This is a genomic window from Lysobacter sp. F6437, from assembly GCF_052547215.1.
In genome coordinates, this window is record NZ_JBQWRB010000001.1 from 1,354,654 (window position 1) to 1,376,961 (window position 22,308).

Sequence of the window (22,308 nt, forward strand, 5' to 3'; positions counted from 1 at the left end):
ATTTTAGCGCAGCCGGCCCAGCTCGATCGCGCCGAGCCGGTCGCTGGCGACGCGGGCGGCATCGGTGCCGGGATAGCGGCTGGCGACCTCGGCCAGGGTGCGTTCAGCCGCATCGAGCTGCTGCAGGCCCTGTTGCGACAGGCCGACCTTGAGCATCGCGCCCGGGGCCTTGTCGTGGGTCGGGTAGCGTTGCAGCAGGGCTTCGAACTGCTCCAGTGCAAGCTTGTAATTCTGGGTGACGTAGTAGCTTTCACCGAGCCAGTACAGCGCATTGGGCGCATAGGCGCCGCCCGGGTAACGACCCAGGAAGGCGTGGAACTGGCGCGCGGACTCGGCGTAGTCGCCACCTCGCAACGCATCGAACGCGGCGTCGTAGGCCTCGCGCTCACCGGCCACCTGGTCGAGGGTGCCCGGATCGCCATAGATCGACGGCCCGGCATCCGCGGCCGGAGCCTGCGCCGACGCTTCGCCTGCCGGTGGTGTATCGACAGGGGGCTGGACCGGAACATCGGACCCGGTCGGGTCGACCCCTGGACCCAGCGTCGGCACCGCGCCGCCCTGCATCCGGTTGAGCCGGCCGTCGAGGTCGAGGTACTGCGCACGCGCGGTGGCCTTGGCCTGCTCCTGCTCGTGGGTCAGTTGCTCGACCTGCGAACGCAACGAGGTCACTTCTTCCTTCAACATGTTGACCTGCCGCAGCAGGTCGACCGTGGCCTGGTTGTTGCCTTGCTGCTGTTCCAGCAGGGTGACCCGCTCGGCCAGGCTCATGCGCTGGGCCGAAGCGGGAGCGGCGGCCACCAGGGCCGCCGCCGCAACCAGCGATGCTGCAAGTGTGATCGACAGTTTGCGCATCATGGCTTACCTCTTTCGTGCTTACTTCGCGGTGTAGATGATCTCGACACGGCGGTTCTTGGCCCAGCAATCTTCGCTCGACTGGGTGCAGGTCGGGCGCTCTTCGCCGTAGCTGACCACGGTCTGCTGGCTGCCCGAGCCGCCGTTGGCCTGGATCGCCGAGGACACCGCGTTGGCACGGCGCTCGCCGAGGCCCAGGTTGTAGTCGCGGCTGCCGCGCTCGTCGGCATTGCCTTCCAGGGTCATGCGCGAGGACGGACGGTCACGCAGGTACTTGGCGTGGCAACCGACCACCGACTGGAACTCCGGACGCAGCACGTCCTGGTCGAGGTCGAAGTAGATCGTACGCTGGCGCAGGCAGGCATCGGTGTCGAGGTCGCCCGGGCCGTAGGCGCCGGCGGTGGTCGGGGCGGTGTCGGTGACGGGAGCGGTGGTGCCGGTATCGACCGGGGCCTCTTCCTTGACCTTCTTGGAGCAAGCGACGGCTGCGGTGCAGAGCAGGGCGACAAGCAAAACTCGCGTGGTGGTATTCATCTCTGGGTTCCTCGTCTTGGCGTGACTGTAAAGCTGCTATAGATCGGAAACACCGTCTCGTCGACGGTGGCACTACGGCTTGCGGAACGGCCCCCAGGCCGGTTCGCGGACATCGCCGCCGGCCAGCACCAGGCGCTGACGCACCCGGCCGTCGGCGGACACGGCATACAACACGCCACGGCCGCCTTCACGGGCAGCATAGATGATCATTGCGCCATTTGGGGCAAAGCTCGGCGACTCGTCGAGTGATCCTGGCGAAAGTGTGCTCCAGCGCGCCGAACCCAGCGTGCTGTCCATCATCGCGATCCGGTAGGTGTTGCCCGAACCCTGCGCGGTGGCGATTTTCTTGCCGTCGTATGAAACCGTCGGACTGGCGTTGTAGCTGCCCTGGAAACTCACCCGGCTGGCGCTGCCGCCGCCGGCCGCGACCTTGTAGATCTGCGGCTGGCCGCCGCGGTCGGAGGTGAAGTACAGGCTGCCGCCGTCGGCGCTCCAGGTCGGCTCGGTGTCGATCGAGAAATGGTTGGTGATCTGGGTCAGCGCCTTGCTGCCCAGGTTCATCACGTAGATCTCGGGGTTGCCGCTGCGCGACAGGGTCAGCGCCAGCCGATTGCCGTCGGGCGAGAACGCCGGCGAGCTGTTGATGCCGCGGAATTTGGAGACCAGTTGGCGGCTGCCGGTGCTGATGTCCTGGATGTAGATCGAGGAATTGCCGCCTTCGAAGCTGACATAGGCGAGCTTGTTGCCATCCGGGCTCCACGACGGCGAAAGCAACGGTTCCGGCGAGCTGACCACGGTCTGCGGGTTGTAGCCGTCCGAATCGGCGACCATCAACGCGTACTGGGCGTTGCTGCCGGTGCCGGTCGCGGTGATGTACGCGATCCGGGTGAAGAACGCGCCGGGCACGCCGAGGATCTTCTCGTAGATGGCGTCGGCGATCTGGTGGGCGACGTCGCGCATCGCATTGGCGCGCGCGGTCATGGCGAAGCCGAGCAGGCGCTGCTGGGTGGCGACGTCGAACAATTCGTACTCCACCCGGTAGCTGCCGCTGGCGGCGTCGACCACCCGGCCGACTACGAGGTAGTCCTGGTTGAGTGCACGCCAGGTCGGGTAATTGACCTCGCCACCCCGGGTCGGGCGCTCGACCAGGTCGGACTCGGGCAGGCTGCGGAACTGGCCGGAACGGTTGAGGTCGGCGGCCACAACCGCGGCGACGTCGGTCTGCGGTGCGGTGGCCCCGCCCTGGTACGGCATCGGCACCACCGCGATAGGCAGTGCGGCGGCGTTGCCACCAACGATGTCGAGCTCGAGCCCCTGCTGCTGGGCGGCAACGGCGAACGGAAGCAAGGCGGCGAGCAGAGCGGCCAGCCAGGGGGCGAGTCGTTTCATTGGCGGTTCCTGACGTCGAAGCGGGAGGTTTAACAGCATCCGTGTGAACGCTTTCTCAAAGCTGAATGTGCACGGAGAGCAGCGGATGAGCGGAGAACGGGTCGCGTCAACGGTCGCGGGCCTCGAAATTGAGGGTCAGCGTGCGTGCGAATACCTGCTCGAAGCCGGCGTATGGCAAGGGTTGGGCCTTGAGCACGGCCGCCTCGATCGAGCGCTTGCCCATCTCATCGTAGGCGCATGGCGATGACACTTCCGCACTCATGACCTCGCCGCCCGGCAGTTGCCTGATCACCAGCCGGCACTTGGCACCCAGGGGTACGGTTTCCGGGCGGGTCCATTTGGCAAGGATCGCCTCCTGCAGCGCGGCGGCGTAGCGCGCCTGCAAGCCCGCATCCACGCCGTTGTTGCCCGGTGGCGGGTTGGCCGTGCTGGCGCTGTCAGTGGCCTGCGCGGCGCGGGCATCGGCAATCTGCTTGAGTTTCTGCTCGGCCAGTTTGGCTTCCTTGGCCGCGGCGGCCTTCTTGCGGCGGATCTCGGCCAGCTTCTCATCGCGGGCCTCGGCCTCGGCGGCGAGGCGGCGCTTGCGCTCGGCCTCTTCCTGCTTCTTCTTCTCGGTCAGGTCGACCTGGGCTTGGCGGCGCTTTTCCTCCTGCAGCTTCTGCTCGTCGGACGGGGTCGGGGTCGGCGCGTCGACCACCTCGTCCTGTTCGACGCTATCGGGCTCCGGCAGGAATTCCTGCGCCTGCTGCTGCGGCGGGGTCGGTGCGTCTTCGGGCACCGGCTCGGGAATCGGTTGCGGCGGCGGGGCGGTTTCTTCCTCGACCGGTTCCGGCAGCGGCTCGGGTTGTGGCTCGGGCTCTTCGACCGGCTCGGGGCGCTCGCTCAGGGTCTCGCGCATCGCCGGCGACAGCGCGTCGGCGTCGATCAGGGTGGCCTCCACCGGCGAGCCGGCCGCGCTGATCGGGCGACTGGTGTGGGTCCAGAACAGGCCGGCGAACATCAGCGCGAACAGCACGATGTGCAGGCCGATCGCCTGCAGCACCGCCTGCCGGGTGTCGGCGCGGGTTTCCCTCACTGGGCCACGGCCTCCGACGGCGCGCTCATCAGGCCAACCCGCGGCACGTCGGCGTTCTGCAGCAGCACCATCGCCTGCAGCACGACCTCGTAGTTGGCGGCGCGGTCACCGGCGACGTACACCGGCACGTCCGGGTTCTGCCGCACGAACGCGGAGACCTTGGCCTGCAATTCCTCGCCGGTCAGCGCCTCCTGTTCTGCGCCCTGCAGGGCCAGGAAGTAGTGGCCGTCCTTGTCGACGCTGACGATCACCGGATCCTTGTCCTGCGAGATGGTCTTGGCGTTGGACTTGGGCAGCTCGATGTCGACGCCGAGGTTCAGCAGCGGCGCGGTGATCATGAAGATGATCAGCAGCACCAGCATCACGTCGATGTAGGGCACGACGTTGATGTCGGCCTTGAGCTTGCGTTTGCGGATGCGGCGGCCGGTGGCGACAGGCATGGCGGGTTCCCGTGGTGGCGTCGAGGTCGGGCTGGCGCGGCGCTACTGGCAGCCGCGCGGCGCGACAGTCAGTTCTGGTGGGTGTGCTGGCGTTCGAGGATCGAGGAGAACTCCTCGGAGAACGCGTCGTAACGCACCGCGATGCGCTCGACCTTGGTCGCGAAGCGGTTGTACGCCCACACCGCCGGGATCGCGGCAAACAGGCCCATCGCGGTCGCGATCAGCGCCTCGGAGATGCCCGGGGCCACCGTGGCGATCGTCGCCTCCTGCACGTTGGCCAGGCCCTGGAACGAAATCATGATGCCCCAGACGGTGCCGAACAGGCCGACGTACGGACTGATCGAACCGACGTTGGCGAGGAACTCCAGGTTGTGCTCCAGCCCGTCCAGCTCGCGCGCGACCGCGACCCGCATGCCGCGCTGCGCGCCTTCCAGTTGCAGGCGGCTGTCGGCCACCCTGCGTTCCCGCGAGAACTCGCGGAAACCGGCCTCGAAGATCGACTCCATGCCGCCGACGTCGCGGTTGCGCTGGCTGGCACCGGCGTACAGCTTGGTCAGGTCGGCGCCGGACCAGAAGCGCTCCTCGAATTGCTCGGACTCGCGGTCGGCGCGATCGAGCACCTTCTTCTTGCGGAAGATGATCACCCACGAAGCGATCGACGCGAACAGCAGCAGCACCATCACCAGTTGCACCGGCAGGCTGGCGTGCAGCATCAGTTGCAGCAGGTCGAGACCGCCGTCGCCGGTGGCCGTGGGTGGCAGCGCGGCAACGGCGTTGCCGACCGCGCCAGCGGTGTCCTCCGGCAGCGGTTCGACGGTGGTTGCGGCCTGCAGTGCACTCAGCAATGGGGTCATGCCTGGGTCTCCGGGGCCCGGTGTCCTGGGCGGGTTGTCGTGGACGGCGCCGGTTGTTCCAGCGCCTTGAGTTGGTCGAGCAGTGGCTGCGGGATCGCCCGTGGCCGGAAGCCCGCGGCGTCGAGTGCGGCGACGCGCACTTGCGCGGTCAGCAGCAACTCGCCATCGCGGCGGATGTCCTGCGCGAACACCGCGCTGGCGCGGCGGCACTCGTGCAGCGACGCGCCCACCTGCAGCGCGTCGTCGAGCCGGGCGGGCTTGAGGAAATCGATCTGCATCGCCCTTACGGCAAACACCAGACCGTGCTCGAGCCGCAACAGTTCCTGTCCGTACCCCTGCGCGCGCATCCACTCGGTCCGCGCGCGTTCGAGGAACGCCAGATACTGCGCGTGGTAGACCACGCCACCGGCGTCGGTATCCTCCCAGTAGACCCGTGTCGGCCAGCTGAACACGGGCTCAACTGCCACTGCCGTCATCCTCGAACAGGCCGGTCGCGCCGGGTTTGGGCTTCAGGCCGATGTGCCTGTAGGCCTTCGGCGTGGCCATGCGGCCGCGGGCGCTACGGACCAGGTAGCCCTGCTGGATCAGGTAGGGCTCGATCACGTCCTCCAGCGTGCCGCGCTCCTCGCTGAGCGCGGCGGCCAGCGACTCGACCCCGACCGGGCCACCGTCGAAATTGTCGATGATGGTGCGCAGCATCCGGCGGTCGAGCTCGTCGAATCCTTCCGGGTCGACCTTGAGCATCGCCATCGCCGCGTCGGCAACGTCGCGGCTGATGGCGCCGTCGGCGCGGACCTGGGCGTAGTCGCGCACGCGGCGCAGCAGCCGGTTGGCGATCCGCGGAGTACCGCGCGAACGCTTGGCGATCTCGGCCGCGCCGTCGGCGGCGCAGCTGATGTCGAGGATCTGCGCGGAACGGCGGACGATCTTCGTCAACTCCTCCGCGCTGTAGAACTCCAGCCGCTGGACGATGCCGAAGCGATCGCGCAGCGGCGCGGTCAGCAAGCCGGCGCGGGTGGTGGCGCCCACCAGGGTGAACGGCGGCAGGTCGAGCTTGATCGAACGCGCGGCTGGCCCCTCGCCGATCATGATGTCGATCTGGTAGTCCTCCATCGCCGGGTACAGCACCTCCTCGACCACCGGCGAGAGGCGATGGATCTCGTCGATGAACAGCACGTCGTGCGGCTGCAAGTTGGTCAGCAACGCGGCGAGGTCGCCGGCCTTCTCGATCACCGGACCGGAGGTCTGGCGCAGGCCGACCCCAAGCTCGTTGGCGATGACGTGGCTGAGGGTGGTCTTGCCGAGGCCGGGCGGGCCGAAGATCAGCACGTGGTCGAGCGCCTCGCCGCGGCCCTTGGCGGCTTCGATGAAGATCTTCATCTGCTCGCGGACCGGCTGCTGGCCGAGGTACTCGTCCAGCGATCGCGGCCGGATCGACGCCTCGACCGCATCGTCTTCAAAGGTCGCGCCAGCCGCGATGATGCGCTCGTCGTTCATCGGGCTATGGTCGCATGGGGGCGAGGTGGTCGCGTAGGGGTGGGGTTGGCAGAAATGGCGGTGCTGGCTTGGGCCGTACTGGTTTGGGGCATCCCGGTTAGAAGCAAAGGCGGCTTCGGAGGTGACGCGGCGCAAGAGGCGGCCGGTGGGGGTGTTGCTCCAGCCCTTCATCAGGGCTTCCTGCCCTGAGGCGGGCCGCGGGCCATCCATGGCCCGCTTTTCCGCAACACCCCCACCGTCCACCTCTTGCCCGGGTGTCCGAGCTTTGGGGGAAGGAAGAGCAATGCGCTTTTCGTAGGAGCGACGTCAGTCGCGAATGCTTCACCGCCTCCGGGGTTCAGAGCGTCGCGACTTACGTCGCTCCTACAACGGAAGGAAGTCGCTTTTGGCGTACGCCACGCCAACCGACCGACCCGTTCCACCACGCCGAAGAAGCATCCACCGAACCAAAACCACAACTCCCAAACCGCGAAGCGGCGTCCTGTCGGGGTATTGCGGAGAGTGCGCCATGGATGGCGCACGTCCCCGACTCGGGCCATGGATGGTCCGACGGAGGGGCGGAGACAATACCCCGGCAGGGCGGCGCCTCTTGCCGAAGGCGGCAACCCCACTTTCGCCGTTGCCGTTGCTTCTAAACGTTGTTGTTGCTGGTGGTGTTGCTGTCGCAGCAACTCCACCACCAGTTAAATCTCGACCTGCGCCCCCAACTCCACCAGCCGGTTGCCCGGAATCCGGAAGAACCCCGTCGCCGGCGCCGCATTGCGGTGCATGACCGCGAACAACCTATCGCGCCACACCGGCATGCCGCGGTGGGCGATCGCCACCACCGTCTCGCGGCTGGCGAAATAGGTCGTCTCCATCGGATCGAAATGGATCCCGCCGGCATCGCACGAGCGCATCAGCGCCAGCGGCACGTCCGGCGTTTCCATGAAGCCCGCCCGGATCACCACCCGATAGAACTCGTCGCCGATCGCCTCGATGCTGAGCCGCTTCCCCGTCGGCGCATACGGCACCGCCAGCGTGTCCACCGTCAGGAACACGTTGCGCTCGTGCAGCACCTTGTTGTGCTTGAGGTTGTGCATCAGCGCGTGCGGCACCACGCCCTTGTCGGCGGTCAGGAAGATCGCCGTGCCCGGCACCCGCACCGGCGGCGCCAGCATCAGCCCCGGCAGGAAGCGGTCGATCTTGATGCCTTCTTTCTGGATCTCGTCACGCAACAACTCGCGGCCGCGACGCCAGGTCCGCAGCAGGGTGAACAGCACGATGCCCAGCGCCAGCGGGAACCAGCCGCCCTGCAGCAACTTGGCGCCATTGGCGATCACGAACGCGATGTCGCCGATTACGAACAACACGCACAACGGCAACACCCACCAGCGCCAGCGCGGCCACAGTGCGCGCGCGACCAGCGCGAGCAGCAGGGTGTCGATCAGCATCGTGCCCGACACCGAGATGCCATAGGCGCTAGCGAGGTTGGACGAACTGCCGAAGCTGACCACCAGCAGGATCACGATCACCATCATCGACCAGTTGATCCCGGGGATGTAGATCTGGCCGATGGTGTCGCGCGAAGTGTGCTTGATCGTCATGCGTGGGATGTAGCCCAGCTGCATCGCCTGACGGGTCACCGAGAACGCGCCGGTGATCACCGCCTGCGAGGCGATCACGGTGGCGGCGGTCGCCAGCACCACCATCGGCATCCGCGCCCATTCGGGCACGCCGACATAGAACGGGTTGCGGATCGCCAGCGGGTCTTCGAGCACCAGCGCGCCCTGCCCCAGGTAGTTCAGCATCAGCGCCGGCAGCACGAAGTAGTACCAGGCATAGCGGATCGGCTTGGCGCCGAAGTGGCCCATGTCGGTGTAGATCGCCTCGCCACCGGTCACCGCCAGCACCACCGCTCCGAGGATGAAGATGCCGTGCCATGAATGGGTGGCGAAGAAGTTCATCGCCCACCACGGGTTGATCGCCTCCAGCACTTCCGGCTCGTGCAGGATATTGAGTACACCCAGCGCGGCCAGTGCCAGGAACCACAACCCGGTCACCGGCCCGAACACCTTGCCAACCTTCTGGGTACCAAAACGCTGGGTGGCGAACAGCGCCACCAGGACCGCCACCGTCAGCGGCACGATCCACGCGTCCAGTTGCGGCGCGACTACCTCCAGGCCCTCCAGCGCCGACAGCACCGAGATCGCCGGGGTGATCACACCGTCGCCGAAGAACAGCGCCGCGCCGAATACCCCGAGGATGCCGACCCCGTAGGCCGACTTCGAGCCCTTCGGCAAGGTCCGCTGGGCCAGCGCCATCAACGCCATGATGCCGCCCTCGCCCTCGTTGTCCGCGCGCATGATGATGGTCACGTACTTCAGCGTGACCACCGCCATCAGCGCCCAGAACACCAGTGACAGGATGCCGAGCACGGTGTCGTGGTTGGCGACCAGGCCGTAGTGCGGGCTGAAGGCCTCCTTCAGCGTGTACAGCGGGCTTGTGCCGATGTCGCCGAAGACGACACCGACCGCGCCGACGACCAGCGCGGCAAGGCCCTGCCCGCCGTGATCATTGGAATGGGAAGCGGCGCCGGATGGCGCGGCACGATGGGGTTTGTAGGTCATGGATGAGTCTGGCTCGGGGGCGGACAGGCCGCCGCTCGCTCAACGAAGCGCGGACTGTAGCGCCTTGCGGATGATGGTGCCGACGTCGTCGCCGGCAGCGGTGGCCTCGCGCGCCATGCGCACGGCCTCGGCTGGCTTGTAGCCCAGTTGCTGCAGGGCGATCACCGCCTCGGTCTGCGGGTCGCCCGGGCCGCCATTGGCATTGAGCACCGCGCCGCCACCGCTGAAGTCGGCCGCACGGTCACGCAATTCCACCACCATGCGCTCGGCGGTCTTCTTGCCGATGCCGGGGATGCGGGTCAACGCGGTGACGTCGCTGGACTGCACCATCCGCGCGAACTCGTCGACGCTGACGCCCGACAGCACCGCCAGTGCGATCTTCGCGCCGATCCCCGAGACCTTCTGCACGTCGCGGAACAACCGCCGCTCGACCTCGCGCAGGAAGCCGTACAGCGACACGCTGTCCTCCTTCTGCGCGTAGTGGGTGAACAGCGACACCTCGCGGCCGATGTCCGGCAGGTCGTAGAACGTGCTCATCGGCGCTTCGAGTTCGTAACCGACGCCGTTGACATCGACCACCAGCCACGGCGGCTGCTTGTGGACGACGATGCCCTTCAATCGACCGATCATGTACCGCGTCTCCGCAACTGGTTCACTGCGACCCCGGTTCGCATCTGGGTCGCACTCATGTGGGCATGGGTCAGGGCCACCGCCAGCGCATCGGCGGCGTCGGCCTGCAGCCTGGCGTCCGGCAACCGCAGAAGCAACCGCACCATGTGCTGGACCTGGGTCTTGTCGGCGGCGCCGCCACCAACCAGCGACTGCTTGATGACCCGCGGTGCGTATTCACTGATCGCCAGCTTGCGCCGTACCACCGTCGCCAGCGCGGCGCCACGGGCATGGCCGAGCTTGAGCGCGGAGGTCGCCGACTTGGCCATGAACACCGTCTCGATCGCGACCTGCTGCGGCTGCCATTCGTCCAGTACCCGCTCCAGCCCCTCGCACAGCAGGCCCAGGCGCGACGGGAAGTCGGCGGCGTCGAGCAGTTTCAGCGCCTCGCAATGGACGTAACTGCAACGCCCGTCGCTGCCCACGTCGATCACGCCGATGCCGGTCCGCTGCGAACCGGGGTCGATACCGAGGATTCTGATCACCGCGACAGCGTACGCCGATCAGGCGTAGGCATCCTCGCCGAGTTCTGCGTTGGAGTAGACGCTCTGCACGTCGTCGAGGTCTTCCAGCCAGTCGAGCAGCTTGACCACCGCTTTGGCGGTGTCGCCCTCGACCGCGATGTCGTTGTCGGCGCGCCAGGTGACCTCGGCGTGGCCGGGTTCCAGGTGGGCCGCGACCATCGCCGCCTTGACCGCTTCGAAGGCGTCCGGCGCGGTCAGCACGTCGATCGCGCCGTCTTCCGGATACACCACCACGTCGTCGGCACCGGCCTCGATCGCGGCCTCGGTGATCGCATCCTCATCGGCACCGGCATCGAAGCTCAGCACCCCGACCTTGTTGAACATGAAGGCGACCGAGCCGTCGGTGCCGAGGTTGCCGCCGAACTTGCCGAAGGCGTGGCGCACGTCGGCTACGGTACGGACCTTGTTGTCGGTCAGGCAGTCGACGATCACCGCGATGCCGCCGGGGGCGTAACCCTCGTAGCGGATTTCCTCGTACTCGACGCCTTCCAGCTCGCCGGTGGCCTTCTTGATCGCGCGCTCGATCACGTCCTTGGACATATTGGCCGACAGGCCCTTGTCGATCGCGGTGCGAAGACGCGGGTTCCCCCCAGGGTCGCCCCCGCCGGCACGCGCGGCGACGGTGACTTCGCGGATGATCTTGGTGAAGATCTTGCCGCGCTTGGCATCGGTGGCGTTCTTGCGCCCCTCGATCGACGGACCTCGGCCCATGGGAATTTCCGGACGGTTGCGGTGGAAGGAGCGGGATTCTACCCCCTTGCCCGGCCCGCTTCCTTATCCTGCGTCATGGACAAACCGGCCGTGGGCGAGGAAATGCGCCACCTGGCGGGCGGCACGGGCCGACAGCAGCAGGCCGGTATGGCTGGTCGGCAGCACGATGTGGTCGGCCAGCCCGTCGATCCGGGTCTCGGCGACCGCCACGGTGCCGTCGCTGCGGCCGGCAAAGCGGCCAAACATCTGTCCCAGTCCGATCGGCGAGTCGCCAGCGACCATGCCCAGCTCGGCCGGCCCGGTCCACGGCGGGCAACCGTCGCGCAGCAATCCGACGCTGCGGCCGAGCGTCCTCGCCCCCAGCGGCAGGCGGGCCATGCCGGTGGCCGCGGCGCTGCCGCACAACGGCGAACCGAGGCAGACCACCCGGCGCACCGGCAGCTCGGGTTCCTGTTGCAGTGCGTGCACCGCGACCAGCCCACCGAGGCTGTGGGCGAGGATGTCGCAGGGCTCGCGCAGCGTTTCCAGCAGTGCCGGTACCGCGGCTTCGGGACCGCCGGCGACCGTGGCGTAGCTGAAGATGTGCGGCGTATAACCGGCCTTGCGCAGCTGCCGTGCGTGCCATTGCATCGAGGCGCGCGGCATCCACAGGCCGTGCAGCAGGACGACGCGGCGGCTGCCGTTGTCCGGCGGAACGTGATCGCTCACCGGGCCTCCCGGCGCAGGATGAACTCGTGGTCGCGCACGCGGCCGACCGGGAATTCGTAGTCGCCGACGTGGGCGAAGCCGTGGCGCGCATAGAACCGCTGTGCCCCGAGGTTCTGCGACCACACGCCGATCCACAGCGTGCGCGGGCCGTCGCGTAACAGCCAGTCCAGTGCGGCCGCGAACAGGCGCCCGCCGCGACCGCCACCCTGCCAGTCCTTCAGCACGTACAGGCGCTTGAGTTCGCCATCACCCGGCGCGACCTCCGCGTGCGGCAGCCCGCACGGGCCGGCGGCAGCATGGCCGATCGCTTCGCCGTCGTGCTCCAGCAGCCACACCGCGTAATCGGGGTGCGACAGGATGATCCGCTGGCGCTCGACCGCATAACTCTCCGCGAGGAAGGCCTGCAGGTCCTCGTCCGGATACAGGTGGCCGAAGGTCTGGGTGAACGTGCGGGTGGCCAGCCGCGACACCACCCCGGCATCGTCCGGGGTGGCGCGGCGGATGACCGGCTCGCCCGCCATCTACTCGGCGGCCGCCTTGGCCGGCTTCGGCCGCACCGCGATGTGGACCTCGGCCAGCTGGGCATCGGCGATCGGCGACGGCGCGTCGGTCATCAGGCACTGGGCGCCGGTGGTCTTGGGGAACGCGATGACGTCGCGGATCGACTCGGTGCCGGCCATCAGCGCGGCGATGCGGTCGATGCCGAACGCGATGCCGCCGTGTGGCGGCGCGCCGTACTTCAGCGCGTCGAGCAGGAAGCCGAACTTGCCCTGCTGTTCCTCGGCGCCGATGCCGAGCAGTTCGAACACCGCCGACTGCATCGACGAGCGGTGGATACGGATCGAGCCGCCACCGATCTCGTTGCCGTTGAGGACCATGTCGTAGCCGCGCGACACCGCGGTCATCGCATTGGCCTTGAGGTCGGCAACGTCATCGACCGCCGGCGCGGTGAACGGGTGGTGCAAGGCGACGTAGCGGTTGGCCTCGTCGTCCCACTCGAACATCGGGAAGTCGGTGATCCACAGCGGCTTCCAGCCGTCCTGCACCAGGCCGAGGTCCTTGCCGAGCCTGAGCCGCAGCGCACCCATGAAGTCGGACGCGAGCTTGTAGGTGGCCGCGCCGAAGAAGATCGCATCGCCGCCCTGCGCACCGGTCGCGTCGAGAATCGCGGCCAGCGTCGCGTCGTCGAGGAACTTGGCGATCGGCGAGCTGACGCCCTCGCGGCCCTTGGCCGGGTCCTCGACCTTCATCCACGCCACGCCCTTGGCGCCGTACTTGGCCGCGTGCGCGCCGAGTTCGTCGATCTGCTTGCGCGACAACACCGCGGCGCCCGGGGCGCGCAGCGCGATGACGCGGCCGTCGGCGTGGTTTGCCCAATCGGTGAACACCTTGAACTCGCAACCCTTGACCAGCCCGGCGATGTCGGTGAACTCCATGTCGATCCGCAGGTCCGGCTTGTCGGAGCCGTAGCGGCGCATGGCTTCGGCGTAGGTCATGCGCGGGAACTCGCCGAGTTCCACGTCCATCACCTCGCGGAACACCTCGCGGATCATGGTCTCGGTGGCGTCCTGTACGTCACGTTCCTCGACCCAGGCGAACTCCATGTCGAGCTGGGTGAATTCGAGCTGGCGATCGGCACGCAGGGCCTCGTCGCGGAAGCAGCGGGCGATCTGGTAGTAGCGGTCGAAGCCCGCCATCATCAGGATCTGCTTGAACAACTGCGGCGACTGCGGCAGCGCATAGAACTCGCCGGGATGCATCCGCGCCGGCACCAGGAAGTCACGCGCACCTTCGGGCGTGGCCTTGGTCAGGATCGGCGTCTCGATGTCCTGGAAGTCGCGCGCATCGAGCCAGCGCCGCAGCGCCGCGACCAGCCGCGTGCGGATGCGCATCCGGCGCTGCATCTCGGGGGTACGCAAGTCGAGGTAGCGATACTTGAGGCGGATGTCCTCGCCCGCGTTCTCGTGGGCGTGGAACGGCAGCGGCTCGGCCTTGTTGAGCACTTCAATCGCAGAAGCGACCACTTCGACCTGGCCAGTCCGGATCTTGTTGTTGACCGACTCGCGCTTGCGCACCACGCCGGTGACGCGCAGGCAGTCTTCGTAGCCGACCTGGGCGGCAGTGGCGATGACGGTGGCGTTGCCTTCGGCGTCCGACGGTTCGGCGACGATCTGGACGATGCCTTCGTGGTCGCGCAGGTCGATGAAGCACAGGCCACCGAGGTCGCGGGCGACGTCGGCCCAGCCGCACAGGGTGACGGTCTGGCCGATCAGCGCCTCGTCGATGAGGCCGCAGAAATGGGTACGCATGGGGGCTCCGGGGGCGAACGGTCGGCGGCGGGCGCCGGAAAGCCCGTTAGTTTAGCGGGCTTCGGATGGGGGGACTTTCCGGTTCGACAAGTCCTGGCTAAACGAACTCGCGGCTTGCAGGCGGGGGCTCACTGATTTCAGGCGGCGAACCTGCAGGCTACGGGGTTTGGGGAGTCACGGAATTCGTGAGCTTGAGGGCTGCAGGCGGGGAGGTTATGGGCTTCGGGCTGGGCGACGCCCGATGGGGGTGCTGCTCCCCGGTTCGGTCAGGGCTTCCTGCCCTGACTCACCGCCGCAGGCCATCCATGGCCTGCTGTACGCAGCACCCCCACCGGACGCCGCTTCGGCATGTGAGTTATTCGGCCTTGGCGGGCGGAGGCCCATGGCAAACCACGTAAAACCGCGGCTTTTGCTTCAAACGCCACAGCAACGCCTCGGCAATTGGAGGGGGACGTGGGTGGAGGGGGTAGTGCGGAAAGCCGGCCATGGATGGCCGGCGGCCCCGAGTCAGGGCAGGACGCCCTGACCGAGGGGAGTAGCACTACCCCCTCCGCCCGCGGCCCCGCGACACCCTCGCCCAACGAAAACTTCAAGCCGCCGGCTTAGGCTCACTCTTGGCAGGCTTCACCGCATCCGCCTTCGCGGCACCGCTCTTGCCCGCGTCAGCCTTGTCGGCCTTGCCAGCGCCCCCATCCGACTTCTCAGCCCCGCCATCACCAGCCAGATTGCGCTTCTTGTCGCCGTCCTTCTTGAAATCCGTCTCGTACCAGCCGCCGCCGGCAAGGCGGAACTGCGGTGCGGTCAGCTGTCGGCGGATCTGCGATTCACCGCATTCCGGACACTCGACCGGGTCGGCATCGGACAGCTTCTGCAGGCGGTCGAAACTGTGGCCGCACGCGGCGCATTCAAAGGCATAGATCGGCATTTTCGGGATTCACGCAGGCGACAACAGGTTCGCGGAGTGTGGGGCCCGCCGGTGGGGTTTCAAGCACCGCGTGCATATGGCAGGCGGCCGACGCGTGGGAGAACCTCCCTGCAGACAACACGTTTTCCATTGTTTTCAGCATGTTAAGTTGGGCTGTCTGTTGCGGAGCCGATGACGTTGGACGATTTGCGGGTTTACCGGATCGATGCCTTCACCACCGAGCCTGGCCGGGGCAACCCGGCCGGCGTCGTCACCAATGCCGCCGGACTGGACGAGGCGCGCATGCAGGCGATCGCGCATCAGCTTGGATTCTCCGAGACCGCCTTCGTGCTGCCCGCCCGGGGTGACGACCACGAACTCCAGTTGCGCTTCTTCACACCGACCACCGAAGTCCCCGTCTGCGGCCATGCCACCGTCGGCGCGCACTTCGCACTGGCGATGGAAGGCGGACCGGTCGGGCCGCGGCGCCAGCTGACCGGCGCCGGGGTGCAGGTGGTCGAGGTGATCCGAAGCGGCGACGACCACGTGGTCCGGATCGAGCAGAATCCGCCGGTGTTCCATCCGCCGCTGCAGCCGGCCCTCGTGCAGGACGTGATGGGGGCGCTCGGGGTGGTCGCTTCCGACCTCGACTTCCGCTGCCCGCTGCAGTTCGTCGGCACCGGCCACGGCAAACTGTTGATCGGCCTGGAGAGGCGCGCACGCCTGACCGCGCTGCAACCCGACCTGGCGCGACTGGCCGAACTGAGCCCCGCGGTCGGCAGCAACGGCTACTTCGTATTCACCCTGGAAACCGAGGAGGGCGACGATGCGTTCTGCCACGGCCGCATGTTCGCGCCGGCGATCGGGATCGACGAGGACCCGGTGACCGGCAACGCCAATGGCCCGCTGGGCGCCTACCTGGTCCGGTACGGACTGCTGTCCGCGTCGACCGACGGACGCGTCGTTTTCCGCGCGCGCCAGCAGGCCGCGAGCGGGCGTGGCGGCTTCATCGATGTCGAAGTCCGGGTCGAACAGGGCGAGCCGGTTGGCGTGGCGATCGTGGGCCATGCCGTGCTCGGCTCACACGTCACCCCGCTGGAGCCGCACCGGGCCTGACCGTCAACCGGTGATGCGCGGGGATTGCCGGGTGGGCGGCGGTGGCCGCGGCGCCTCGCCTTCCGCACGCATCCGGTCTTCCGGGTGCGAACCGGGGCGGTCGTCAACCGGATCGACGTCGAACGGCGAGTGCAGCAGGAACGACGGCAGCATCGTGTTCAACACGGTGTAGAGGATCAGCGCGCCGAACAGCACCCCGGGCAGGTCGAAACGCACGTGCAGGATGTTGGCCAGCACCAGCGTGAACACCAGCGTCGGCGCCAACGCGACCGAAACCTTGAAGCTGCTGCCGCGCTCTTCGCGGAACATCAGCCGGCGTTGCAGCCAGATCATCCCGATCCGCAACGGCAGCACCACCAGGGTGATCACAAGGCCCAGCCCGGCAGCTTCCCAGGTCAGCGCGTCGCGCGAAATCCCGGTGCCGGCGTGGAAGAAATAGAACGGCACGAAGAACGTCGCGAACAACCGCAGCGCATGCATGTTGTCGTCCGAGGCCAGCCGCGGCATCCGCAACCGCAGCATGCGCGCCACCAGCCCGGCGATGAACGCGCCGACCAGGTAGTAGACGCCCAGCTTGTAGGTGATGAACGCCGCGACCATGCCGACCATCACCAGCAACGAGAACTCCGAGCCCGGCGCATGCGGGACGACCCAGCGCCCGAGCGCGATGAACAGCAGCGGCAATCCGACGATCATTGCCAGCATCACCAGCGATGACGTGGCCAGTTCCATCGGGTCGCCGGCCTGCAGCACCACGAACAGCGCCGCCAGCGCCAGCAGCTCGCCGGCAATCGCCTTGCTGGTCACCCAGAACCGCTCCTCCTCGTCCAGGCCGAGCCGCTCCAGCGTGTCGAGGATGAAACCGGTCGACGGCGTCAGCAGCGCCAGCGCGACCAGTGCCGCCGCCTGCCAGGACAGGTCGAGATAGCGCCAGGCCAACCAGGCCATCCCGGCCAGGGTCAGTACCCGGATGCCGAGGTGCACCGTCAGCCGGCCCACGCCCTTGCGCAGCGCCGCCAGGTCGACCTCGAGGCCGGCGAACAGGAACAGCGAGGAGATGCCCAGGGTCGACAGCAGCACGATCACCGGGTCGTGGACCCGGTCGCCGAAGGCCAGCATCGCGCCGACGCCCAGCACCAGGCAGGTGATCGGCGCCGGCAGCTTGAACCGCTGCAGTGCACGCGGGATGACCAGCAGGCCGAAGATCAGCAGGAGATAGATCAGTTCGTTGCTCATGCGGTCCGGCCCGTGCGTTCGCGGCATGGTCGTTGCAAACGGGCTTGGCAGGCAACCCCGTCCAGGTGCTTCGCTTTCACGCGTGCCGGTACATGCGGTCTTCATGGACACGCGATACGCTGCCGTTGACACCCCGCCCGCGAGGAACCGCCCGATGCCCGACAACCGCCGCCCCAGCGTCACCCTCCTGGTTTCCGCCGTGCTGCTCGCGGCCGGTTTCGCGCTCGCCGGCTGGTTCGCCGCGCAGGGCATGGCGCGGCTGAAGACCGCCGACCGCTACGTCACCGTCAAGGGCTCGGCCGAGAAGATCGTCGAGGCCGACCGGGTGGTCTGGCCGCTGCCGCACACCGTCGGCGGCAACGACCTGGCGCAGGTGCAACGGCAGCTCGACACCAACACCGCGGCGATCCGCAAGTTCTTCGTCGACGCGGGCTTCAAGCCCGACGACATCGTGGTCTCGCCGCCGCGGCTGGAGGACCGCTGGGCCTATGCCTATGGCGACAGCCGTCCGCCGGAGCGCTACCGCTACTCGACCACGGTCAGCCTGCGCACCACCGACGTGGCCAAGGCGCTCAGCGTGCTGCGCCGCAGTGGCGAGCTGGTCGCGCAGGGCGTGATGATCGGCGAAGGCAGCGCCCCGGACTTCGACTACACCAAGCTCAACGACATCAAGCCGGCACTGATCGCCGAAGCCACCGCCGCCGCGCGCGACTCGGCGGTGCAGTTCGCCAAGGACTCCGACTCGCGCCTGGGCGGCATCCGCAGCGCCAACCAGGGCGTGGTCAGCATCAGCGACCGCGACCAGAGCAGCCCGCAGGTCAAGCGCGTGCGGGTGGTGACGACGGTGGAGTATTTCCTGCGCGATTGAGGCGGCGGCGGGACGGCCATCCGGGGCCGCGTGCCCCTGTCGCTTGCTCCTGTCCGCGCGCTCTGGCGGGCTCTTGTAGGAGCGGCTTTAGCCGCGATCTGCCAATCGTTCGCCCGCGCCGATTCCAGATCGCGGCTAAAGCCGCTCCTACAAAGGCATCGGCCGGTGCAGGCTAGGCCGCGTCGGCCTCGTACAATGCCAGCAACTCTGCTTCGGCCTGCTCCAGCTCGGCGGCCAGTTGCGCCTGCTGTTTGCCGAGGTCGGCAACGCGGGCGCCGCCGTCAGCGTAGATCGACGGGTCGGCCAGTTGGGTCTCGATCACCGCCCGTTGCGCGGTCAGTTCCTCCACCCGCGCCTCCAGTTTCGCCAGCTTGTGCGGATTGGCCTTGCCGCGTTTGGGCTTGGGCGCCGCGACAGCAGGCGCGGCTTCGACCGACTTGGCGCTCGCGCGGCCCTTGCCGTCGTTGGAGTTGTCGCGCGAACGCAGCCAGCTGGCATACGCATCGAGGTCGCCGTCGAACGGTTGCGCCACGCCATCGGCGACGCGCCAGAAGCTGTCGCAGACCAGGCCGATCAGGTGCCGGTCGTGGCTGACCAGCACGATCGCCCCGTCGAAGCTCGCCAGTGCCTCGGCCAGCGCCTCGCGCATGTCGAGGTCGAGGTGGTTGGTCGGCTCGTCGAGCAGCAGCACGTTGGGCTTGCGCCACGCAATCAGCGCCAGCGCCAGTCGCGCGCGCTCGCCGCCGGAGAACACGTCGACCGACTCGAACGCGCGGTCGCCGGGGAAGTTCCACTTGCCGAGGAAGTCGCGCAGCTGCTGGGTCGCCACCCCCGGCGCGATGTCGGCGAGGTGGTCGATCGCGCTGGTGCCGGCGCGCAGCGATTCGACCGTGTGCTGGGCGAAGTAGCCGATCCGCAGGTCGGGGTGGCCGCCGCGTTCGCCCGACAGCAGCGGCAGCTCGCCGACCAGCGACTTGACCAGGGTCGACTTGCCGGCGCCGTTGGGGCCGAGCAGCGCGACGCGGTCGCCGGCTTCGAGGATGAAGCCGACGTCGTGCAGGATCGTGGTCTCCCCCGCCTTTGTAGGAGCGGCTTCAGCCGCGATCGGATGTTGCGTGGGCTGACCATTCTGGTTCGGGGCTGAAGCCCCTCCTACAGGTTCTGCCGCGGCATAACCGCAATCGGCGTGCTCCAGCCGCAGCAGCGCATGCGGCAACTTCGCCGGCGCCGGAAACTCGATCCGCAGCGCGCGCTCGACCCGCACCGCTTCGGTGCCCTGCATCTTGGCCAGCCGCTTGACCCGCGACTGCGCCTGCTTGGCCTTGGCCGCGCTGGCACTGAAGCGGTCGATGAAGCTCTGCAGGTGGGCGCGCTCGGCCTGCGCCTTCTCGTGGGTGATCTGCTGCAGGCGCAGTTGTTCCTCGCGCTGCCTTTCAAACGCGGTGTAGTCGCCGGTGTAGACCTTGGCCTTGCCGTCGTGCAGGTGCAGCGTGTGGGTGGTGACCTCGTCGAGGAACTCGCGGTCGTGCGAGATCAGCATCAGGGTGCCGGGGTATTTCAGCAACCACTGCTCCAGCCACAGCACCGCGTCGAGGTCGAGGTGGTTGGTCGGCTCGTCGAGCAGCAGCAGGTCCGATGGTGTCATCAGCGCCCGGGCCAGGTTGAGCCGCACCCGCCACCCGCCGGAGAAGCTGCTGACCGCACGCTGGTGGGTGTCGGCGGCGAAACCCAGACCGTGCAACAACTTGCCGGCGCGGGCGCTGGCGTCGTAGCCGTTGAGCTCTTCCAGCCGATGGTGGGCCTCGGCGACGGCCTCCCAGTCCTCGTTGGCGAAGGCGTTGGCCTCGGCCTGGATCGCCGCGTGCACCGCGGCGTCGCCCGACAGCACGAAGTCCAGCGCCGGGTCCGGCAGCGACGGGGTTTCCTGCGCGACGCTGGCGATGCGCACCTTGTTGGGAATCCCCAGGTCGCCCTTGTCGGCCTCCAGCTGGCCCTGCACCGCGGCGAACAGCGAGGACTTGCCGGTGCCGTTGCGGCCGATCACCCCCACCCGCCAGCCGGTCTGCAAAACCAGGTCGACGTTGGACAGGAGCAGGCGTTCGCCGCGCCGCAGGGCGAAATCTTTGAAGGCAATCATGCCGTCATTGTACGTGTGCGAGCCTGTACCCCCGACGCCGTGCTTGCATACGGCCGGGGCGCCCCACATTCTGGGAGGTCGAATTCAATGGATTGCCGATGCCGCACGAAACGTCCCTGATCACCATCCTCGTCGCGGGCTTCGTGCTCGCGTTCATTTTCGGCGCGCTGGCGCAGCGGCTGAAGCTGTCGCCGCTGGTGGGTTATCTGGTGGCGGGGATCGTGGCGGGGCCTTTCACTCCGGGCTTCGTCGGGGACATGGAGCTGGCGCCGCAGCTGGCCGAGATCGGCGTGATCCTGCTGATGTTCGGCGTCGGCCTGCACTTCTCCTGGCGCGACCTGATGTCGGTCAAGAGCATCGCCCTGCCCGGCGCGATCGCCCAGATCACCGTGGCGACGTTGCTGGGCTGGGGCCTTGCGCGATGGCTGGGCTGGTCGCATGGCGCCGGCTTCGTGTTCGGCCTGTCGCTGTCGTGCGCGAGCACGGTGGTGCTGTTGCGGGCGCTGGAGGACCGCCGACTGGTGGAGACCCAGCGCGGCCGGGTCGCGGTCGGCTGGCTGATCGTCGAGGACATTGCCTGCGTACTGGCGCTGGTGCTGCTGCCGGCAATGGCGGGGCTGCTCAATGGCGAAGCGACCGACGCGACCTCCGTATTGACCGCGCTGTTCGGCACCTTCCTCAAGGTCGGTGCGTTCATGGTGCTGATGCTGGTGGTCGGCAGCCGGGTGATTCCGTGGATCCTGGAGCGCGTCGCCGGCACCGGATCCCGCGAGTTGTTCACCCTGTGCGTGCTGGCAATCGCGCTGGGCGTGGCATTCGGGTCAGCGGCGCTGTTCGGGGTGTCGTTCGCGCTGGGTGCGTTCTTCGCCGGCATGCTGCTCAACGAATCGGAGTTCAGCCACCAGGCGGCCAGCGAGACGCTGCCATTGCGCGATGCGTTCGCGGTGCTGTTCTTCGTGTCGGTCGGCATGCTGTTCGACCCGATGATCCTGCTGGAGCACCCGACCGAGGTGCTGGCGACGTTCCTGATCATCGTGCTCGGCAAGTCGATCGCCGCCTACGTGATCATGCGGCTATTGGGCAAACCCAAGGGCTCCGCGCTGCTGATCTCCGCCAGCTTGGCGCAGATCGGCGAGTTTTCCTTCATCCTCGCCGGCCTTGGGCTGGCGCTGGACGTGCTGCCACAGGAAGGCCAGGACCTGATCCTGGCCGGCGCGTTGCTGTCGATCATCACCAACCCGCTGCTGTTCGCCTGGCTCGACCGCCGCGAAAAGCGCGCCCGGCAACCCGACGCGGTGGTCCACACCGCGCAGCCGCCGATCCCGCCGGACCTGCGCGATCACGTGATCCTGGTCGGCTTCGGCCGCGTCGGCAGCGAACTGGGCCGGCTGCTGCACGACCGCGGCATCCCGCTGGTGGTGGTCGATGACGAGGAACTGCTGATCGACCGCGCGCGCGCCGCCGGCATCCCGGCGATCCGCGGCAACGCGGTCAACGAGCGGGTGCTGGCCGAAGCCCGGCCCGAGACCGCGCACACCGCGATGCTGGCGATCCCGAACACGCTGGAGGCCGGCGAGGTGATCGCCAAATTGCGCGAGGTCAACCCGTCGCTGACGATCGTCGCCCGCGCCCACTCCGACGCCGAGGTCAAGCACCTGCTAGAGCACGGCGCCGACGCCGCGGTCATGGCCGAGCGCGAACTGGCGCACAGCCTGGCCGAAATGGTGATGGCGACGCCGCCGTATCGTGGCGACCATCACCTGCCGCCGGCGGTGGCTTGAGGCAAACGCAGGCACCTGCTTTTGTAGGAGCGGCTTCAGCCGCGATCGGATGGTGGATCGCCCGTCCGACTCCAGATCGCGGCTGAAGCCGCTCC

21 protein-coding genes are annotated in these 22,308 nt (G+C 67.9%); 3 read left to right on the top strand and 18 right to left on the bottom strand.

Features of this window, described 5'->3' with window-relative positions; genetic code table 11:
• Positions 1–3 precede the first annotated feature (3 nt).
• The 16 genes from ybgF to ACT9F5_RS06450 all read right to left on the bottom strand — a co-directional run bounded on the left by ybgF (position 4) and on the right by ACT9F5_RS06450 (position 15,096).
• Positions 4–852: a tol-pal system protein YbgF gene (ybgF, locus tag ACT9F5_RS06375; RefSeq protein ID WP_445119506.1), complete on the bottom strand. Its 849-nt coding sequence runs from the start codon at positions 850–852 to the stop codon at positions 4–6.
• Between the two features lie 21 nt (positions 853–873).
• Positions 874–1,386 carry a peptidoglycan-associated lipoprotein Pal gene (pal, locus tag ACT9F5_RS06380; RefSeq protein WP_445119049.1) on the bottom strand — a complete coding sequence of 171 codons (513 nt, stop codon included), beginning with the start codon at positions 1,384–1,386 and terminating at the stop codon, positions 874–876.
• Positions 1,387–1,458: 72 nt separating this feature from the next.
• Positions 1,459–2,775, bottom strand: coding sequence for a Tol-Pal system beta propeller repeat protein TolB (gene tolB / locus ACT9F5_RS06385; RefSeq protein ID WP_445119050.1), 1,317 nt, complete (start codon positions 2,773–2,775; stop codon positions 1,459–1,461).
• A 106-nt stretch (positions 2,776–2,881) separates the two neighbouring features.
• Positions 2,882–3,850: a cell envelope integrity protein TolA gene (gene tolA, locus ACT9F5_RS06390; RefSeq protein ID WP_445119051.1), complete on the bottom strand. Its 969-nt coding sequence runs from the start codon at positions 3,848–3,850 to the stop codon at positions 2,882–2,884.
• A complete protein-coding gene (tolR, locus tag ACT9F5_RS06395) occupies positions 3,847–4,290 on the bottom strand; it encodes a protein TolR (RefSeq protein WP_445119052.1) in 444 nt (147 codons plus the stop codon). Before tolR ends, tolA begins: the two co-directional genes overlap by 4 nt.
• Positions 4,291–4,358: 68 nt before the next feature.
• Positions 4,359–5,144: a protein TolQ gene (gene tolQ / locus ACT9F5_RS06400; RefSeq protein WP_445119053.1), complete on the bottom strand. Its 786-nt coding sequence runs from the start codon at positions 5,142–5,144 to the stop codon at positions 4,359–4,361.
• Positions 5,141–5,620, bottom strand: a complete 480-nt coding sequence (ybgC, locus tag ACT9F5_RS06405; RefSeq protein ID WP_445119054.1) for a tol-pal system-associated acyl-CoA thioesterase — start codon at positions 5,618–5,620, stop codon at positions 5,141–5,143. The genes tolQ and ybgC overlap by 4 nt, the downstream gene beginning before the upstream one ends.
• A complete protein-coding gene (gene ruvB / locus ACT9F5_RS06410; RefSeq protein WP_445119055.1) occupies positions 5,601–6,641 on the bottom strand; it encodes a Holliday junction branch migration DNA helicase RuvB in 1,041 nt (346 codons plus the stop codon). The genes ybgC and ruvB overlap by 20 nt, the downstream gene beginning before the upstream one ends.
• 683 nt (positions 6,642–7,324) lie before the next feature.
• Positions 7,325–9,250: a KUP/HAK/KT family potassium transporter gene (locus ACT9F5_RS06415; RefSeq protein ID WP_445119056.1), complete on the bottom strand. Its 1,926-nt coding sequence runs from the start codon at positions 9,248–9,250 to the stop codon at positions 7,325–7,327.
• 39 nt (positions 9,251–9,289) lie between these two features.
• Positions 9,290–9,880: a Holliday junction branch migration protein RuvA gene (gene ruvA / locus ACT9F5_RS06420; RefSeq protein WP_445119057.1), complete on the bottom strand. Its 591-nt coding sequence runs from the start codon at positions 9,878–9,880 to the stop codon at positions 9,290–9,292.
• A complete protein-coding gene (ruvC, locus tag ACT9F5_RS06425; RefSeq protein WP_445119058.1) occupies positions 9,877–10,404 on the bottom strand; it encodes a crossover junction endodeoxyribonuclease RuvC in 528 nt (175 codons plus the stop codon). The genes ruvA and ruvC overlap by 4 nt, the downstream gene beginning before the upstream one ends.
• A gap of 18 nt (positions 10,405–10,422) precedes the next feature.
• The gene (locus ACT9F5_RS06430; RefSeq protein ID WP_445119059.1) at positions 10,423–11,154 is read right to left on the bottom strand and encodes a YebC/PmpR family DNA-binding transcriptional regulator; all 732 of its coding nucleotides are present in this window, start codon (positions 11,152–11,154) and stop codon (positions 10,423–10,425) included.
• A gap of 63 nt (positions 11,155–11,217) precedes the next feature.
• The gene (locus ACT9F5_RS06435) at positions 11,218–11,799 is read right to left on the bottom strand and encodes an esterase/lipase family protein (RefSeq protein ID WP_445119507.1); all 582 of its coding nucleotides are present in this window, start codon (positions 11,797–11,799) and stop codon (positions 11,218–11,220) included.
• Between the two features lie 59 nt (positions 11,800–11,858).
• Positions 11,859–12,383, bottom strand: coding sequence for a GNAT family N-acetyltransferase (locus tag ACT9F5_RS06440; protein ID WP_445119060.1), 525 nt, complete (start codon positions 12,381–12,383; stop codon positions 11,859–11,861).
• Positions 12,384–14,171, bottom strand: a complete 1,788-nt coding sequence (gene aspS, locus ACT9F5_RS06445) for an aspartate--tRNA ligase (protein ID WP_445119061.1) — start codon at positions 14,169–14,171, stop codon at positions 12,384–12,386.
• 589 nt (positions 14,172–14,760) lie between these two features.
• Positions 14,761–15,096, bottom strand: coding sequence for an FmdB family zinc ribbon protein (locus ACT9F5_RS06450; protein ID WP_445119062.1), 336 nt, complete (start codon positions 15,094–15,096; stop codon positions 14,761–14,763).
• Between the two features lie 171 nt (positions 15,097–15,267).
• Between ACT9F5_RS06450 and ACT9F5_RS06455 the strand changes: the two genes are divergently transcribed.
• Complete coding sequence (locus tag ACT9F5_RS06455; protein ID WP_445119063.1) at positions 15,268–16,191, top strand: PhzF family phenazine biosynthesis isomerase; 924 nt, start codon at positions 15,268–15,270, stop codon at positions 16,189–16,191.
• 3 nt (positions 16,192–16,194) lie between these two features.
• Here the strand turns inward: ACT9F5_RS06455 and ACT9F5_RS06460 are convergent, their stop codons facing one another.
• Entirely contained in the window at positions 16,195–17,427 is a 1,233-nt protein-coding gene (locus tag ACT9F5_RS06460) for a cation:proton antiporter (RefSeq protein ID WP_445119064.1), read from the bottom strand.
• 154 nt (positions 17,428–17,581) lie between these two features.
• On the opposite strand from ACT9F5_RS06460, the gene ACT9F5_RS06465 reads away from it, so the two are divergent.
• Positions 17,582–18,295: an SIMPL domain-containing protein gene (locus ACT9F5_RS06465; RefSeq protein ID WP_445119065.1), complete on the top strand. Its 714-nt coding sequence runs from the start codon at positions 17,582–17,584 to the stop codon at positions 18,293–18,295.
• Between the two features lie 172 nt (positions 18,296–18,467).
• Here ACT9F5_RS06465 and abc-f read toward each other — a convergent pair whose 3' ends face one another.
• Positions 18,468–20,432: a ribosomal protection-like ABC-F family protein gene (gene abc-f / locus ACT9F5_RS06470; RefSeq protein WP_445119066.1), complete on the bottom strand. Its 1,965-nt coding sequence runs from the start codon at positions 20,430–20,432 to the stop codon at positions 18,468–18,470.
• A gap of 98 nt (positions 20,433–20,530) precedes the next feature.
• Here abc-f and ybaL point away from each other — a divergent pair, with 98 nt between their 5' ends.
• Positions 20,531–22,213, top strand: coding sequence for a YbaL family putative K(+) efflux transporter (gene ybaL / locus ACT9F5_RS06475; protein WP_445119067.1), 1,683 nt, complete (start codon positions 20,531–20,533; stop codon positions 22,211–22,213).
• Positions 22,214–22,308: the final 95 nt, after the last annotated feature.

Excerpts from the sequence above, each read along its gene's own strand:
- tolQ (WP_445119053.1), bottom strand. The coding sequence starts at position 5,144 with ATGACCCCATTGCTGAGTGCACTGCAGGCCGCAACCACCGTCGAACCG.
- ACT9F5_RS06460 (WP_445119064.1), bottom strand. The coding sequence starts at position 17,427 with ATGAGCAACGAACTGATCTATCTCCTGCTGATCTTCGGCCTGCTGGTC.
- abc-f (WP_445119066.1), bottom strand. The coding sequence starts at position 20,432 with ATGATTGCCTTCAAAGATTTCGCCCTGCGGCGCGGCGAACGCCTGCTC.
- ruvB (WP_445119055.1), bottom strand. The coding sequence starts at position 6,641 with ATGAACGACGAGCGCATCATCGCGGCTGGCGCGACCTTTGAAGACGAT.
- aspS (WP_445119061.1), bottom strand. The coding sequence starts at position 14,171 with ATGCGTACCCATTTCTGCGGCCTCATCGACGAGGCGCTGATCGGCCAG.
- ACT9F5_RS06435 (WP_445119507.1), bottom strand. The coding sequence starts at position 11,799 with ATGCCGCGCGCCTCGATGCAATGGCACGCACGGCAGCTGCGCAAGGCC.
- ruvA (WP_445119057.1), bottom strand. The coding sequence starts at position 9,880 with ATGATCGGTCGATTGAAGGGCATCGTCGTCCACAAGCAGCCGCCGTGG.
- ACT9F5_RS06440 (WP_445119060.1), bottom strand. The coding sequence starts at position 12,383 with ATGGCGGGCGAGCCGGTCATCCGCCGCGCCACCCCGGACGATGCCGGG.
- ybgF (WP_445119506.1), bottom strand. The coding sequence starts at position 852 with ATGCGCAAACTGTCGATCACACTTGCAGCATCGCTGGTTGCGGCGGCG.
- tolB (WP_445119050.1), bottom strand. The coding sequence starts at position 2,775 with ATGAAACGACTCGCCCCCTGGCTGGCCGCTCTGCTCGCCGCCTTGCTT.
- ACT9F5_RS06455 (WP_445119063.1), top strand. The coding sequence starts at position 15,268 with ATGACGTTGGACGATTTGCGGGTTTACCGGATCGATGCCTTCACCACC.
- ACT9F5_RS06430 (WP_445119059.1), bottom strand. The coding sequence starts at position 11,154 with ATGGGCCGAGGTCCGTCGATCGAGGGGCGCAAGAACGCCACCGATGCC.
- tolR (WP_445119052.1), bottom strand. The coding sequence starts at position 4,290 with ATGCCTGTCGCCACCGGCCGCCGCATCCGCAAACGCAAGCTCAAGGCC.
- ybgC (WP_445119054.1), bottom strand. The coding sequence starts at position 5,620 with ATGACGGCAGTGGCAGTTGAGCCCGTGTTCAGCTGGCCGACACGGGTC.
- ACT9F5_RS06465 (WP_445119065.1), top strand. The coding sequence starts at position 17,582 with ATGCCCGACAACCGCCGCCCCAGCGTCACCCTCCTGGTTTCCGCCGTG.
- ybaL (WP_445119067.1), top strand. The coding sequence starts at position 20,531 with ATGCCGCACGAAACGTCCCTGATCACCATCCTCGTCGCGGGCTTCGTG.
- pal (WP_445119049.1), bottom strand. The coding sequence starts at position 1,386 with ATGAATACCACCACGCGAGTTTTGCTTGTCGCCCTGCTCTGCACCGCA.
- ACT9F5_RS06415 (WP_445119056.1), bottom strand. The coding sequence starts at position 9,250 with ATGACCTACAAACCCCATCGTGCCGCGCCATCCGGCGCCGCTTCCCAT.
- ACT9F5_RS06450 (WP_445119062.1), bottom strand. The coding sequence starts at position 15,096 with ATGCCGATCTATGCCTTTGAATGCGCCGCGTGCGGCCACAGTTTCGAC.